The sequence below is a fragment of the Serratia sp. 121840015-1 genome (assembly GCF_053627655.1).
Genome location: NZ_JBSEYF010000003.1, coordinates 237,981 through 250,875, shown reverse-complemented (window position 1 = coordinate 250,875; position 12,895 = coordinate 237,981). Strand labels below are relative to the sequence as shown.

11 protein-coding genes are annotated in these 12,895 nt (G+C 60.7%); 4 read left to right on the top strand and 7 right to left on the bottom strand.

The window, feature by feature from the left end:
* Nucleotides 1-11 precede the first annotated feature (11 nt).
* The 5 genes from glxR to ACUXAC_RS17460 form a co-directional block, all read right to left on the bottom strand.
* Nucleotides 12-893 (bottom strand): 2-hydroxy-3-oxopropionate reductase, encoded by an 882-nt coding sequence (gene glxR, locus ACUXAC_RS17480; RefSeq protein WP_047025733.1) that lies wholly within the window; start codon nt 891-893, stop codon nt 12-14.
* Nucleotides 894-903: 10 nt separating this feature from the next.
* Nucleotides 904-1,683 (bottom strand): hydroxypyruvate isomerase, encoded by a 780-nt coding sequence (gene hyi / locus ACUXAC_RS17475; protein WP_033647243.1) that lies wholly within the window; start codon nt 1,681-1,683, stop codon nt 904-906.
* Between the two features lie 11 nt (nt 1,684-1,694).
* A complete protein-coding gene (gene gcl / locus ACUXAC_RS17470; RefSeq protein ID WP_033637372.1) occupies nt 1,695-3,476 on the bottom strand; it encodes a glyoxylate carboligase in 1,782 nt (593 codons plus the stop codon).
* 119 nt (nt 3,477-3,595) lie between these two features.
* Entirely contained in the window at nt 3,596-4,411 is an 816-nt protein-coding gene (gene allR / locus ACUXAC_RS17465) for an HTH-type transcriptional repressor AllR (RefSeq protein WP_421115155.1), read from the bottom strand.
* 70 nt (nt 4,412-4,481) lie between these two features.
* Nucleotides 4,482-4,967 carry an ureidoglycolate lyase gene (locus ACUXAC_RS17460; RefSeq protein WP_033647245.1) on the bottom strand — a complete coding sequence of 162 codons (486 nt, stop codon included), beginning with the start codon at nt 4,965-4,967 and terminating at the stop codon, nt 4,482-4,484.
* Between the two features lie 353 nt (nt 4,968-5,320).
* Here ACUXAC_RS17460 and allS point away from each other — a divergent pair, with 353 nt between their 5' ends.
* The 3 genes from allS (at nt 5,321) to ACUXAC_RS17445 (ending at nt 7,686) form a co-directional block, all read left to right on the top strand.
* Nucleotides 5,321-6,235, top strand: a complete 915-nt coding sequence (gene allS / locus ACUXAC_RS17455) for an HTH-type transcriptional activator AllS (RefSeq protein WP_100396199.1) — start codon at nt 5,321-5,323, stop codon at nt 6,233-6,235.
* Nucleotides 6,236-6,307: 72 nt separating this feature from the next.
* Complete coding sequence (locus ACUXAC_RS17450) at nt 6,308-7,213, top strand: SPFH domain-containing protein (RefSeq protein WP_004940203.1); 906 nt, start codon at nt 6,308-6,310, stop codon at nt 7,211-7,213.
* Nucleotides 7,214-7,215: 2 nt separating this feature from the next.
* Nucleotides 7,216-7,686: an NfeD family protein gene (locus ACUXAC_RS17445; RefSeq protein ID WP_197757365.1), complete on the top strand. Its 471-nt coding sequence runs from the start codon at nt 7,216-7,218 to the stop codon at nt 7,684-7,686.
* A 56-nt stretch (nt 7,687-7,742) separates the two neighbouring features.
* Here ACUXAC_RS17445 and ACUXAC_RS17440 read toward each other — a convergent pair whose 3' ends face one another.
* Both ACUXAC_RS17440 and cueR read right to left on the bottom strand, forming a co-directional pair.
* Entirely contained in the window at nt 7,743-9,497 is a 1,755-nt protein-coding gene (locus ACUXAC_RS17440; protein WP_387443550.1) for a hypothetical protein, read from the bottom strand.
* A 118-nt stretch (nt 9,498-9,615) separates the two neighbouring features.
* On the bottom strand, nt 9,616-10,029 hold the full coding sequence (cueR, locus tag ACUXAC_RS17435; RefSeq protein WP_060423476.1) for a Cu(I)-responsive transcriptional regulator: 414 nt from the start codon (nt 10,027-10,029) through the stop codon (nt 9,616-9,618).
* A gap of 108 nt (nt 10,030-10,137) precedes the next feature.
* On the opposite strand from cueR, the gene copA reads away from it, so the two are divergent.
* Complete coding sequence (gene copA / locus ACUXAC_RS17430; protein ID WP_100396201.1) at nt 10,138-12,849, top strand: copper-exporting P-type ATPase CopA; 2,712 nt, start codon at nt 10,138-10,140, stop codon at nt 12,847-12,849.
* Nucleotides 12,850-12,895: the final 46 nt, after the last annotated feature.

The window sequence follows — 12,895 nt, the reverse complement described above, 5'->3', positions numbered from 1 at the left end:
CGGCGGGCGCCTTAGCCGGCCACTCGGTGGTTGCCCATGATTTCCAGCGCCCGCACCAGCGCGGAGTGATCCAGCTCGCCGTCGCCATTGGCGGCGCAGACGTTGAACAGCTCCTGGCAGGTGGCGGTATTCGGCAGGCTGAGCGCCAGCGCCTTCGCGCCTTGCAGCGCCAGGTTGAGATCCTTCTGGTGCAGCGAGATGCGGAATCCCGGCGCGAACGCCCGCTTGATCATTCGCTCGCCGTGCACCTCCAGAATGCGCGACGAGGCGAAGCCGCCCATCAGGGCTTCGCGCACCCGGGCCGGATCGGCGCCGGCGCGCGAGGCGAACACCAGCGCCTCGGAGACCGCTTCAATGGTCAGCGCCACGATGATCTGGTTGGCTACCTTGCAGGTTTGCCCATCGCCGTTGCCGCCGATCAGCGTGATGTTCTTGCCCATCAGCGCCAGCAGTGGCTGCACCCGTTCGAAGGTCGCTTCCTCGCCGCCCACCATGATGGTCAGCGTGCCCTGTTTGGCACCCACTTCGCCGCCGGAAACCGGCGCGTCCAGATACTGGGCGCCCAGCTGGTTGATGCGCTGCGCAAACCGCTTGGTCTCCAGCGGTGAAATGGAGCTCATGTCCACCACCACTTTGCCGTTCAGCTTGCCGGCGGCGCAGCCGCGTTCACCGAACAGCACCTCCTCCACCTGCGGCGTATCCGGCACCATGATAAAGATCACGTCCGCCTCATCCGCCACCTGCTGCGGATCGCGGCAGGCGATGGCCCCTTGCTGCAACAGCGCCGCCGGCACCTCATGCCGGGTGTGGGCGTAAAGCGTGTGCCCACCCGCCAGCAGCTTTTCCGCCATCGGCGCGCCCATGATGCCCAGACCGATAAATCCCACGTTCATTTTCATCTCCTCAAGACAGGTATTTTTTAATCCATGACAGGCCGCTTTCCGTGGTGGTGAGCGGTTTGTATTCACAGCCGATCCAGCCGCGATAACCCATGCGATCCAGCTGCGCGAAGATAAACTCGCAGTTGATTTCACCGGTGCCCGGCTCGTGCCGCCCCGGATTGTCGGCGACCTGAATGTGGTCGATCTTCGCCAGCAGGCGCTCAAGGGTCTGCGTCAGCTCTCCCTCCATGCGCTGCATGTGGTAAAGGTCGTACTGCAGATACAGGTTGGGGCTGCCGATCGCCTCGATCAGTTCGATCGCCTGCCGGGAGGTTTGCAGGTAGAACTGCGGCATGTCGTAACGGTTGATCGGTTCGATCAGCAGACGGATATTCTGCCGCGCCAGAGCGTCGGCGGCGTAGCTCAGATTCTCTTTCACCCGTTCGTCGGTGGCGTGGCGGCCGACGGCGGGATCCGGATTGCCGATCAGACAGTTGATGCGATCGCAGCCCAGCGCCTGCGCATACTCGATCGCGCGCCCGACGCCGTCGCGGAACTCCGCTTCGCGCCCCGGCAAGCAGGCGATGCCCCGTTCGCCCGCTGCCCAGTCGCCGGCCGGCAGGTTGAACAGCACCTGGCTCAGGCGATGCGCCTCCAGTTCGCTGCGCAGCGCGGCGATCGGGTAGTCATAGGGAAACATGTATTCCACCGCGCTGAAGCCCTGCTCCTTCGCCCGGCGGAAGCGCTGCATGAAATCGACTTCGGTGAACAGCATGGACAGGTTGGCTGAAAATTTCGGCATGGTAAGGTTCCTCAACGGTAATCAAAGAAGTTGACCGAGGTCGGCGCATCTTCCGGCGTTGCCGCCACCGGTTCGAACTCGTTGACGTTATCCAGCTCGGTGCCCATGGAAATATTGGTGACGCGCTCCAGGATGATTTCCACCACCACCGGCACCCGGTGCTGCTGCATCAGTTCCTGGGCCTGACGGAACGCCGGCGCGATCTCTTCCGGTTTGAACACCCGCAGCGCCTTGCAACCCAGCCCTTCCGCCACCTTGACGTGATCGACACCGTACTCGCCAATCTCCGCGTTGTTGATGTTTTCAAACGACAGCTGCACGCAGTAATCCATATCGAACCCGCGCTGCGCCTGGCGGATCAGCCCCAGATAGGCGTTGTTCACCAGCACGTGGATATAGGGCAGCTTGAACTGTGCGCCGACCGCCAACTCTTCAATCATAAATTGGAAATCATAGTCGCCCGACAGCGCGACCACCTTGCGCTGCGGATCGGCGGCGCATACGCCCAGCGCCGCAGGCAGCGTCCAGCCCAGCGGGCCGGCCTGGCCGGCGTTGATCCAGTGACGCGGCTCGAAAACGTGCAGCATTTGCGCGGCGGCGATCTGCGACAGCCCGATGGTGGTGACGTAGCAGGCATCGCGACCAAAGGCGCGGTTCATCTCTTCATACACCCGCTGCGGCTTGACCGGCACGTTGTCGAAGTGGGTTTTGCGCAGCAGCGTTTGCTTGCGCTGCAGACAGGCAGCGCACCAGGCGTCGCGATTCGGCAACTCGCCGCGCTCGAAGCGGCGCTTTGCCGTATCCACCAGCATTTGCAGCGCAATGCGCGCGTCGGAGACGATGCCCAGATCCGGGCAGATCACCCGGCCAATCTGCGTCGGCTCAATATCGATGTGCACCACCTTGCGCCCGGCGGTGTACTTGTCTACCGAGCCGGTGTGGCGGTTGGCCCAGCGGTTGCCGATGCCGAACACCAGATCCGAATCCAGCAGGTTGGCGTTGCCGTAGCGGTGCGAGGTTTGCAGGCCCGCCATGCCCGCCATCAGCGGGTGATCGTCCGGAATGGCGCCCCAGCCCATCAAGGTCGGGATTACCGGCACGTTGCAGATCTCCGCCAGCTGCTGCAGCAGATCCGCCGCGTCGGCGTTGTGAATGCCGCCGCCGGCGATGATCAGCGGTTTTTTCGCCGCGCACAGCAGATCCAGCGCTTTGTCGATCTGCGCCTGGGTGGCCGCCGGCTTATAGGCGGGCAGTGAAGAGTAGGTGTCCGGATCAAACTCGATCTCCGCCATCTGCACGTCGAAAGGCAGGTCGATCAGCACCGGGCCCGGCCGGCCGGAGCGCATCAGGTGGAACGCCTGCTGCAGCACGCGTGGCACCAGCGCCGGTTCCTGCACGGTGACCGCCATCTTGGTCACCGGCTTGGCGATCGATTCGATGTCTACCGCCTGAAAATCTTCTTTGTGCAAACGCGCGCGCGGCGCCTGGCCGGTGATGCACAGGATCGGAATCGAATCGGCGGAGGCGGAGTAAAGGCCGGTGATCATGTCGGTGCCCGCCGGGCCGGAAGTGCCGATGCACACGCCGATGTTGCCGGCGGCGGCGCGAGTGTAGCCTTCCGCCATGTGCGAGGCCCCTTCCACGTGCCGCGCCAGGTAGTGTTTGATGCCGCCGTGCCGCCGCATCGCGTCGTAGAACGGGTTGATCGCCGCGCCGGGCACGCCGAACGCGGTGGTGATCCCTTCTTTTTCCAGCACGTGCATTGCCGCGTCTACCGCTCGCATAATTGCCATGTGATGTTCTCCTTAATTTATTGGAAAATTTTTCCAACTTAAAATTACGGTCAAAAAAACCCGTTTGCTCATCAAACGGGGAGTCTTGCTCCGCGCCGGTTCAGCCCGGCGCGCGACGTTTATGCCTTGCTGCGCGATTCGCCCAGCGCGGCGCTGATGTCTCTGGCCACCTCACCCACCAGTTCGCCCAGCTCCTTGAACCGCTCCTTGCCGACCCGCGAACTGGGCCCGGAGATGGAAATGGCGGCGATCACGTTGTTGTTGCGATCGAAAATCGCCGAAGCCAGGCAGTTCAGGCCGAGCGCGTGCTCTTCATCGTCGATGGTGTAGCCCTGCGCCAGCGACTGATGCAGATCCTTGCGCAGCAGGTTCACACTGGTCAGCGTCTTGGACGTGTAGGATTGCAGCCCCGAACGCACGATCAGATCCAGCATCTCCTCTTCCGCCAGCGGGTACAGCAGCGCTTTGCCGGCGCCCGAGGCGTGCAGCGGCAAGCGGCTGCCCAGCGGCGCGCACATGCGCACCATCGCCTGGCACTCGCATTGACGAATCAGCACCGCGTCGAAATTGTTGCGGATCGCCAGGTTGGCGGTCTCGCCGGACAGCAGCATCAGCCGGCGCATGAACGGCCCGGCCACCGATACCACGTCGCGATCGTTCATGTAAGCGGAACCGACGGTGAACGACTGAATGCCGATGTGCCACCAGCCCAGCTGTGGATCCTGAAAGACGAATTCCGATTTCTCCAGCACTTTCAACAATCTGAAGGTGGTGGACAGCGGCAGCTCCAGCTTTTCGGACAGCACGGAAACCGACGAACTCCCCCCGGCGTTGGCCAGGTACTGGAGGATCTCCAGCCCGCGATCCAACGCCTGCGCCCCTTTGGTGGCGCCGGCTTCGGTGGCGGGTCGTCCTTTCCTGCGTAATTCGGTCATTCAAGCTTCCTTTGTCAGTAACGGCATGGGTGACGCTATGATAAACGCCCTGCGCGGCGTGCGGCCAGCGCTATGCCAAAACTATGCGATACGGCTCCGGCAAGCGGCTGACCACGCAGTTGTCGGCACCTGCGCGATCGATGGTGAAAAAGTCGGTGACCTTCGCATAGGCAAACAGCGGATGGTGCCAGACATTGCGGTGATAGTTAATTCCCTGCTTGCCGTTGGTGATAAAGGCGCGCAGCGTGCCGATGGGGATGGTTTCGCCCGGTTCGGCGACGATCACCACGAAGCGTTCGCCGTTCATCGGCACAAAGGCCTGCGACGAGAGCGGATGCTTTTCCAACAGGGAAAAGGTCATCGGCAGATCGCAGGGTTCCGCCCGGTTGATGCTGGCCAGCACCCGGTTGCCGTCGGACACCTCTATCTTGGCGAGATCGTGATAACGCTCGGTTTTTCCGTCATTGATATGAAAGAAACGCGAGCCCTCTATCTGCAATACATCGCCGTAAGGCGCAAAGGCCGCCGGCGTTAATTCTTCGATGACTAAATCCATGTGATTCTCCCAAGCGCATGACCCAGACGGCGATTGAACGGCGATATTTCACCCAACGCCTTCACTCTAGACAGCGCGTGGTGAATTTGACAGCATTTTTTTGGAAAATTTTTCCACAACAAGATCACCCGCACACTTTTCGATCGAAGAGCCATATTAGTTGCTTTAAATCAATGAATTAAAAAACCGCCCAATTCATCATCGGGCAAAATGGGGCGGCGCGCGTTCATCGCTATCGGGTGATTCTGTGACCGGGATCGTGGGGTTGGGCTTTGCCGCTGCCTATCGCGCCGCAACATCAGTAGATTCTTCTCACCGATAACCGAAAAGGCGGTGTCAGCCAAGGACCCCTCATGCTGGATCACGAAACCATTCGTTCGTTTATCAAAGTTGCCGAGTGCCAAAGTTTCTCCCGCGCGGCGGAGCTGCTGCACAAAACCACCGCCACCATCAGCTACCGCATCAAAACGCTGGAAGAGAGCATCGGCACGCAGCTGTTTATCCGCACCACCCGCACCGTCAACCTGACGCCGGCCGGAGAGTATTTGCTGGAGCGCTGCCGCCAGTGGCACACCTGGCTGGACGCCATGCCGGGCGAACTGCGGCAAATCAACGACGGCGTAGAGCACCAGGTGAATATCGTTGTCAACAACCTGCTGTATGACGCCGCCGCCGTGGCCGGGCTGTTGACCCACCTGCACGCCAAATACCCGTTCACCCAATTTCACATTTCCCGCCAGGTGTACATGGGCGTGTGGGACGCGCTGCTGAATGAGGATTGCCATCTGGCGATCGGGGCGGCGGGCAATGAATCGCTGGAAAACAGCATCAAGGTGCTGCCCCTGGGCAAGATCGATTGGGTGTTCGCCATCGCGCCGACGCACCCGCTGGCCGACGCCGCCGATCCGCTGAACGAAACGCAGCTGCGCCCTTACGCGGCGATCAACGTCGAAGATACCGCGCGCCATTTGGCCAAGCGCACCGCCTGGCTGCTGTCGGGCCAGCAGGAGATCAAAGTGCCGGACCTGCGCACCAAGCTGGAGTGCCATCTGCGCGGTCTCGGGATCGGTTTCCTTCCGCGCCAGCTGTGCCAAACTTACCTTGATAGCGGCGAGCTGGTGGCTAAGCAGCTCAAATATCCGCGCCAGCCCTCTCCCCTGTCGCTGGCCTGGTCCGATGCTCGCGGCGGTGAGGCGGTGCGTACCCTGATCGGCCTGTTCCAGACGCGGGATCCGCTGATCGCGGGTTTGGTCAGCGCCCTGGATTAAGTCGCGGTAACGGTAGGCATTTTTCCGGCGCTGACGTAATATCTGTTTACATATGTCTGACAGGAGGTTTGCATGCTTACTTTTATTCCCATCGTGATCGTCGTCGCACTGATTGTGGTGTTCGCCGGCGTCAAAATTGTGCCGCAGGGGTTCCAATGGACGGTAGAACGCTTCGGCCGCTACACCAAAACGCTGATGCCGGGCCTGAACCTGGTGGTGCCGTTCATGGACCGCATTGGCCGCAAAATCAACATGATGGAGCAGGTGCTGGACATTCCCTCGCAGGAGGTGATTTCCCGCGATAACGCCAACGTCGCCATCGACGCGGTGTGCTTTATCCAGGTGGTCGATCCGGCGCGCGCCGCCTACGAGGTCAGCAACCTCGAACAGGCGATCGTCAACCTGACCATGACCAACTTCCGTACCGTGCTCGGCTCGATGGAGCTGGACGAAATGCTGTCGCAACGCGACAGCATCAATAGCCGCCTGCTGCACATCGTCGATGAAGCGACCAATCCGTGGGGGGTGAAAATCACCCGTATCGAGATCCGCGACGTGCGGCCACCGGCGGAACTGATCGCCTCGATGAACGCCCAGATGAAGGCCGAACGTACCAAACGCGCCGACATCCTCGAGGCGGAAGGGGTGCGCCAGGCGGCCATTCTGCGCGCCGAAGGGGAGAAGCAATCGCAGATCCTGAAGGCCGAGGGCGAACGTCAGTCGGCGTTCCTGCAGGCGGAAGCGCGTGAACGCGCCGCCGAGGCCGAGGCGCGCGCCACCCAGCTGGTGTCCGACGCCATCGCCAGCGGCAACATTCAGGCGGTGAACTACTTCGTGGCGCAGAAATACACCGACGCGCTGCAGAAGATCGGTTCCTCCAACAACAGCAAAGTGGTGATGATGCCGCTGGACGCCAGCAGCCTGCTCGGCTCGATCGGCGGCATTACCGAACTGCTGAAAGAAAGCAAAGGCAAATAATCATGCTCGAACTGATCGCGGCGAATCCGCTGTGGTTTTGGCTCTCCCTCGGGGGCGTGTTGCTGGCGGCAGAAATGCTCGGCGCCGGCGGCTACCTGCTGTGGAGCGGCGTGGCGGCGCTGTTGGTCGGCGCTCTGATCTGGCTGCTGCCGCCGCTCTCCTGGGCGTGGCAGGGCATGATCTTCGCCGTCCTGACCGTCGTCGTCGCCTACCTGTGGTGGTACTGGCTGCGCCGGCGCCCGGCGACCGCATCCGGCGGATCGCCGGTGCTCAACCAGCGCAACCGCCAGCTGATCGGCACCCGCGCTACGCTGACGGAGCCGATGCACAACGGCATGGGGCGCATCAATATCGGCGACAGCAGCTGGCGCGCGCAGGCGGCAGAAGATCTGCCCGCCGGCACCGAAGTGGAAGTGGTGGCGGTGGAAGGCGTCACGCTGGTGATCCGCGCCCTGCCTTCATCATTGCGCTAACGAGTAAGCCGGGTTGACTCACCCCGGCTCACTCATCCTTTCAGCAGATCCGTGTTTTACGTTTTATAATCGACCCACACTCCGCTACGCGTCGTGTAAATCTTGTTCGACAGCGGGTTGATAGTGAATAATCCGTAACCAGCGGCAGAGGTGGGAGGTAACCAATTATCTACCGTCACATTCACCCTGGGTGACGGGAAAATTATCCATCGCCCCGTAACGCCGTTAACAAAGGTAATCCGGTTAAAGTTGCCCCCTTGCACATCCAACAAAACCCCCTTCCCGGTGACCATCAGCGTCGCTAAAGAGACATCAATCAAAACCAAGCGTAATGCATCGACCGTTGTGACATCACCAACGACTCTCGTATTTTGCAGGCTTCCGCCGCCGGTAAAGCTCTTTTGCAGGTCGCAATTGGTGAGTCTTGGCATCGACGTAGAAATTACATCGCCACCGATGTAACTATTCAAAATCTTGGCGGCAGAAGAGAGCTGTAGGTTACCCGCAATATTGCCTCTGGATACTGATGAGTTATCGTCACGAATATCTACTCCCCCTACCGTTCTGACAGAATCTAAATTGACGCGGGCATTAGCCATAACCACAATGTCTTTGGCAAAGACTGTCCCTATAGCCCCCCCATTCGGAGCGGGATCACCAGGTATAATTGACACATTCGCGGTTGACGAAACATTCCCGACAGCAGTTGCCGTTGCACCGAAAGTATGAACATGCTCAACCGTGCTATTTTTAGAGGCATAGATATTAATCACGCCGGCACCGCCACCGACGGAAGAAAAGTAGCTATTCATATAGCCATATCCGTTTCTTTTTTCGGCAGAGTTGGGAGTTTCAACAGTTGCCTTGGTGACTAACGTGCCTTCTTCATGAACTTTGGCCAGCCAATTTTTTGAGCCTGATACTCGCCAAGCTTTCTCTCTACAGTCATGAGCCATTAAAGAGTGGATCGTATTGGCATTAGACTCATCAAACGTCGATCCGGTTGCAGCGGGGTAACTGGTAAAGTCGATACCGAACATCGTCTCATTGCCACAGAACAGTGCCCTGACGTCATTAAATACGTTATCAAACGTAGAAGCAAAATAGACGCCTGCGCCATTCATGTGCATTGAAGAGAGAAATTGAACTCTGGAACCTGAAAGCGTGTGCAGTTGACCATTAATCTCTTTACCCGTGTAACCATCCATATTGTAAATCGTGATGGTATCCAGATCCTGATTACCCTGAGTCGTTCCATACACTAAACCTTTTCCGTCATACTGACCATTCTGATTGAGCACGACCCAAGGCAATTTTAACCCGATATCAGTCTTTGGAGTAAATGATGAAGATTTAATGAATAAATGCAGGGCTCCAGATAAACAAGTCAGCCCACTAATATTGATAGAAGACGAAATAAATAAGCCCACTTGGGCATACGAGCCCGCTTTGGGAAACTCGCTCACCAGAGTGCATTTCTTTTCAATCGCTTTGTTTATAGCCGCCTGCAAGCTGACGGTGACATCAATATAATTTGATGTCGTTCTATCCGTAGCTTCTATCCCGTAATCATAAAGATTAACCGTGCCGGCAATCCTTTCCCAATAAAATCCGGTCGTTTGCGCAACGTGGCCGCCATCATCGGCTTTTACACCAGCAACAGAGATGAAATCACCGCCACCGTATATCCCACCGTCCTTCCACGCATTAAGCGTAACCCTGACTCCCGCTTGCGCGGGCACATAGGCTCTTAAAGCCTCAAAACTCGAGATAACAGCAAACGCGGTAGCACGATCAGAACCGATATTCATAGAACCTCCTCTTTGAAGTCTGCGCGTCGCAATCGACACCAAGACTCTAAAACTCGGTCCTTCATAGCGCCAAAACAGCGGGTTGTGCCACACGCAGATGGACAACCCGGCGTCCGGATTATTTGGCTGCAGTCACCTGATGACAACACCCCGCCAGGTTGTTGATGATGGGGCACTCCGCCCCCTCGTCCCCCGGGCATTGGTCGGCCAGCGCCAGCAGGCGCTGGCGCATGTCGCCCAGCTCGCTGATGTGCCTTTCGATCTCCGCCACCTTCTGCAGCGTGCGCGCCTTCACGTCGGCGCTGTGGCGGGCCGGATCGTTGAACAACGCCACCAGCTCACGGCACTCGTCCAGGTTGAAGCCCACCTGCCGCGCCTGGCGCAGCAGCGTCAGCTCTTCAACGTGCCTGGCGGAATAGTGGCGGTAACCGTTGTCGCTGCGGATAGGGGCGGTAATCAGCGCTTTCTCTTCGTAAAAACGAATCGTCTTGCTGGTTAACCCGGTTTTTTTCGCGACGTCGCTAATATTCATTTTCCCTCCTTGACCTTACCCTTGCTGGAAGGTTTAAGCTCCATTCTTAGTGAAAACAGGTCAGGCGGTCAACCTTTAAACACCGCCCTTTAAGCAAGGAGTTCAATCATGTCACACACCACTATGCTGGCATTGCAGGGGCTGTCCTGCATGAACTGCGCGCAACGGGTGAAAAAAGCCCTGGAAAGCCGCAGCGATGTCGAACAGGCGGACGTTAACGTGCATTACGCCAAAGTGACCGGCGACGCGCCGGACAGCGCGCTGATCGACAGCGTGATCGCCGCCGGTTATCAGGCCGAAGTCGCGCCGCACGCCGATACCGAACTGCAGCTGAGCGGCCTGAGCTGCATGCACTGCGTCGGCACCACCCGCAAGGCGCTGGAAGCGGTGCCGGGCGTGTTCGCCGCCGATGTCGCTATCGACGGCGCGAAAGTATACGGCGATGCCGATCCGCAGGCGCTGATCGCCGCGGTGGAAGATGCCGGCTATCACGCCAGCGTAGCGGGCGCCGTCGCCCCAAAAACTGAGCCGTTGACTGACGCAACACCTTCGTTGCCGGACGTTCAGCCAGCGGCGCAATCTCCCCTTCCGGCAACCGACGGCGCGGACGACAGCGTACAGCTGCTGCTCAGCGGCATGACCTGCGCCAGCTGCGTCAATAAAGTGCAGCAGGCGCTGCAAAGCGTTCCCGGCGTAGAGCATGCGCGCGTCAACCTGGCGGAACGCAGCGCGCTGGTGACCGGCGCCGCCGATGCGCAGGCGCTGGTGGCGGCGGTGGAAAAAGCCGGCTACGGCGCCGAAATGATTCAGGATGAAACCGAACGCCGCGAGCGCCAGCAGCAGACCGCACGCGCCAACATGAAGCGCTTTAGCTGGCAGGCGGCGCTGGGTCTGGCGTTGGGTATCCCACTGATGGCCTGGGGGCTGTTCGGCGGCAGCATGACGCTGACGCCGGAGACCCAGCGACCCTGGCTGCTGGTCGGCGTCATCACCCTGGCAGTGATGGTGTTCGCCGGTGGGCACTTCTACCGCAACGCCTGGCGCGCGCTGATGAACGGCAGCGCCACCATGGACACCCTGGTGGCGCTCGGCACCGGCGCCGCCTGGCTTTACTCGATCGCCGTCAACATTTGGCCCGATTTCTTCCCGATGGAGGCGCGCCACCTCTATTACGAGGCCAGCGCGATGATCATCGGTTTGATCAACCTCGGCCATGCGCTGGAGCAGCGCGCCCGTCAGCGTTCTTCGCAGGCGCTGGAGCGGTTGCTGGATCTGACGCCGCCTACCGCGCGGTTGGTAACCGACGACGGCGAGCGCGATATTCCGCTGGCGGAGGTGCAGCTCGGCATGACGCTGCGGCTGACCACCGGCGATCGCGTGCCGGTCGACGGTGAAATCGTGCAGGGTGAAGTCTGGCTCGATGAAGCGATGCTGACCGGCGAAGCGGTGCCGCAGCAGAAAGGCCCCGGCGATACGGTGCATGCCGGGACGGTGGTCGACGACGGCAGCGTGCTGTTCCGCGCCGCCGCCATCGGCAGCCAAACCACGCTGGCGCGCATCATCAAACTGGTGCGCCAGGCGCAGAGCAGTAAACCGGCGATCGGTCAACTGGCCGACCGCGTCTCGGCGGTGTTTGTGCCGGCGGTGGTAGCGATCGCCCTGTTCAGCGCAGCGATGTGGTACTTCTTCGGCCCGCAGCCGCAGCTGGTCTATACGCTGGTGATCGCCACCACGGTGCTGATCATCGCCTGTCCGTGCGCATTGGGATTGGCGACGCCGATGTCGATCATCTCCGGCGTCGGCCGCGCGGCGGAGTTCGGCGTGCTGGTACGCGACGCCGACGCCCTGCAGCAGGCCAGCCAGCTGGACACCCTGGTGTTCGACAAAACCGGCACCCTGACCGAAGGGAAGCCGCAGGTGGTAGAGATCCTGACCTTCAATCAGGTCAGCGAGCAGCAGGCGATCGGCTGGGCCGCCGCGCTGGAGCAAGGTTCCAACCACCCGCTGGCACGCGCCATCATGGAACGCGCCGCCGGGCAAACGCTGCCGCAGGTCGCGCAGTTCCGCACCCTGCGCGGCGCCGGCGTCAGCGGGGAGATCGACGGTGTGCCGGTGCTGCTGGGCAACGCCGCGCTGCTGGAGCAGCATCAGGTTGCGACCGCCGAACTGGAAGCGCCGATGCGCGCCCAGGCCGAACGCGGCGTGACGCCGGTGCTGCTGGCCGTTAACGGTAAACCGGCCGCACTGTTCGCCATTCGCGATCCGCTGCGCGAGGACAGCGTCGCGGCGCTGCAGCGCCTGCACCAGCAGGGCTATCAGCTGGTGATGCTGACCGGCGACAACCCGGTGACCGCCAACGCCATCGCCAAAGAAGCAGGCATCGATCGGGTGATTGCCGGGGTGCTGCCGGACGGCAAAGCGGCGGCGATCAAGCAGCTGCAGGCGCAGGGCCAGCGCGTGGCGATGGTCGGCGACGGCATCAACGACGCCCCGGCGCTGGCGCAGGCCGACGTGGGCATCGCGATGGGTGGCGGCAGCGACATCGCCATCGAAACCGCCGCCATCACCCTGATGCGCCACAGCCTGCACGGCGTGGCGGATGCGGTAGCGCTGTCGAAGGCCACCCTGCGCAACATGAAGCAGAACCTGTTCGGCGCCTTTATCTACAATACGCTGGGTATCCCGATCGCCGCGGGCGTGCTCTACCCGCTGACCGGCACGCTGCTTAGCCCGGTAGTGGCAGGCGCGGCGATGGCGCTGTCGTCGATTACCGTAGTCAGCAACGCCAACCGGCTGCTGCGTTTTAAACCCAGGAAGTGATCGCCGGGGCGCCGTCATGGCGCCCCGCTGTTTTCCGGGCTTTCCT

Excerpts from the sequence above, each read along its gene's own strand:
- glxR (WP_047025733.1), bottom strand. The coding sequence starts at position 893 with ATGAACGTGGGATTTATCGGTCTGGGCATCATGGGCGCGCCGATGGCG.
- hyi (WP_033647243.1), bottom strand. The coding sequence starts at position 1,683 with ATGCCGAAATTTTCAGCCAACCTGTCCATGCTGTTCACCGAAGTCGAT.
- gcl (WP_033637372.1), bottom strand. The coding sequence starts at position 3,476 with ATGGCAATTATGCGAGCGGTAGACGCGGCAATGCACGTGCTGGAAAAA.
- allR (WP_421115155.1), bottom strand. The coding sequence starts at position 4,411 with ATGACCGAATTACGCAGGAAAGGACGACCCGCCACCGAAGCCGGCGCC.
- ACUXAC_RS17460 (WP_033647245.1), bottom strand. The coding sequence starts at position 4,967 with ATGGATTTAGTCATCGAAGAATTAACGCCGGCGGCCTTTGCGCCTTAC.
- allS (WP_100396199.1), top strand. The coding sequence starts at position 5,321 with ATGCTGGATCACGAAACCATTCGTTCGTTTATCAAAGTTGCCGAGTGC.
- ACUXAC_RS17450 (WP_004940203.1), top strand. The coding sequence starts at position 6,308 with ATGCTTACTTTTATTCCCATCGTGATCGTCGTCGCACTGATTGTGGTG.
- ACUXAC_RS17445 (WP_197757365.1), top strand. The coding sequence starts at position 7,216 with ATGCTCGAACTGATCGCGGCGAATCCGCTGTGGTTTTGGCTCTCCCTC.
- ACUXAC_RS17440 (WP_387443550.1), bottom strand. The coding sequence starts at position 9,497 with ATGAATATCGGTTCTGATCGTGCTACCGCGTTTGCTGTTATCTCGAGT.
- cueR (WP_060423476.1), bottom strand. The coding sequence starts at position 10,029 with ATGAATATTAGCGACGTCGCGAAAAAAACCGGGTTAACCAGCAAGACG.
- copA (WP_100396201.1), top strand. The coding sequence starts at position 10,138 with ATGTCACACACCACTATGCTGGCATTGCAGGGGCTGTCCTGCATGAAC.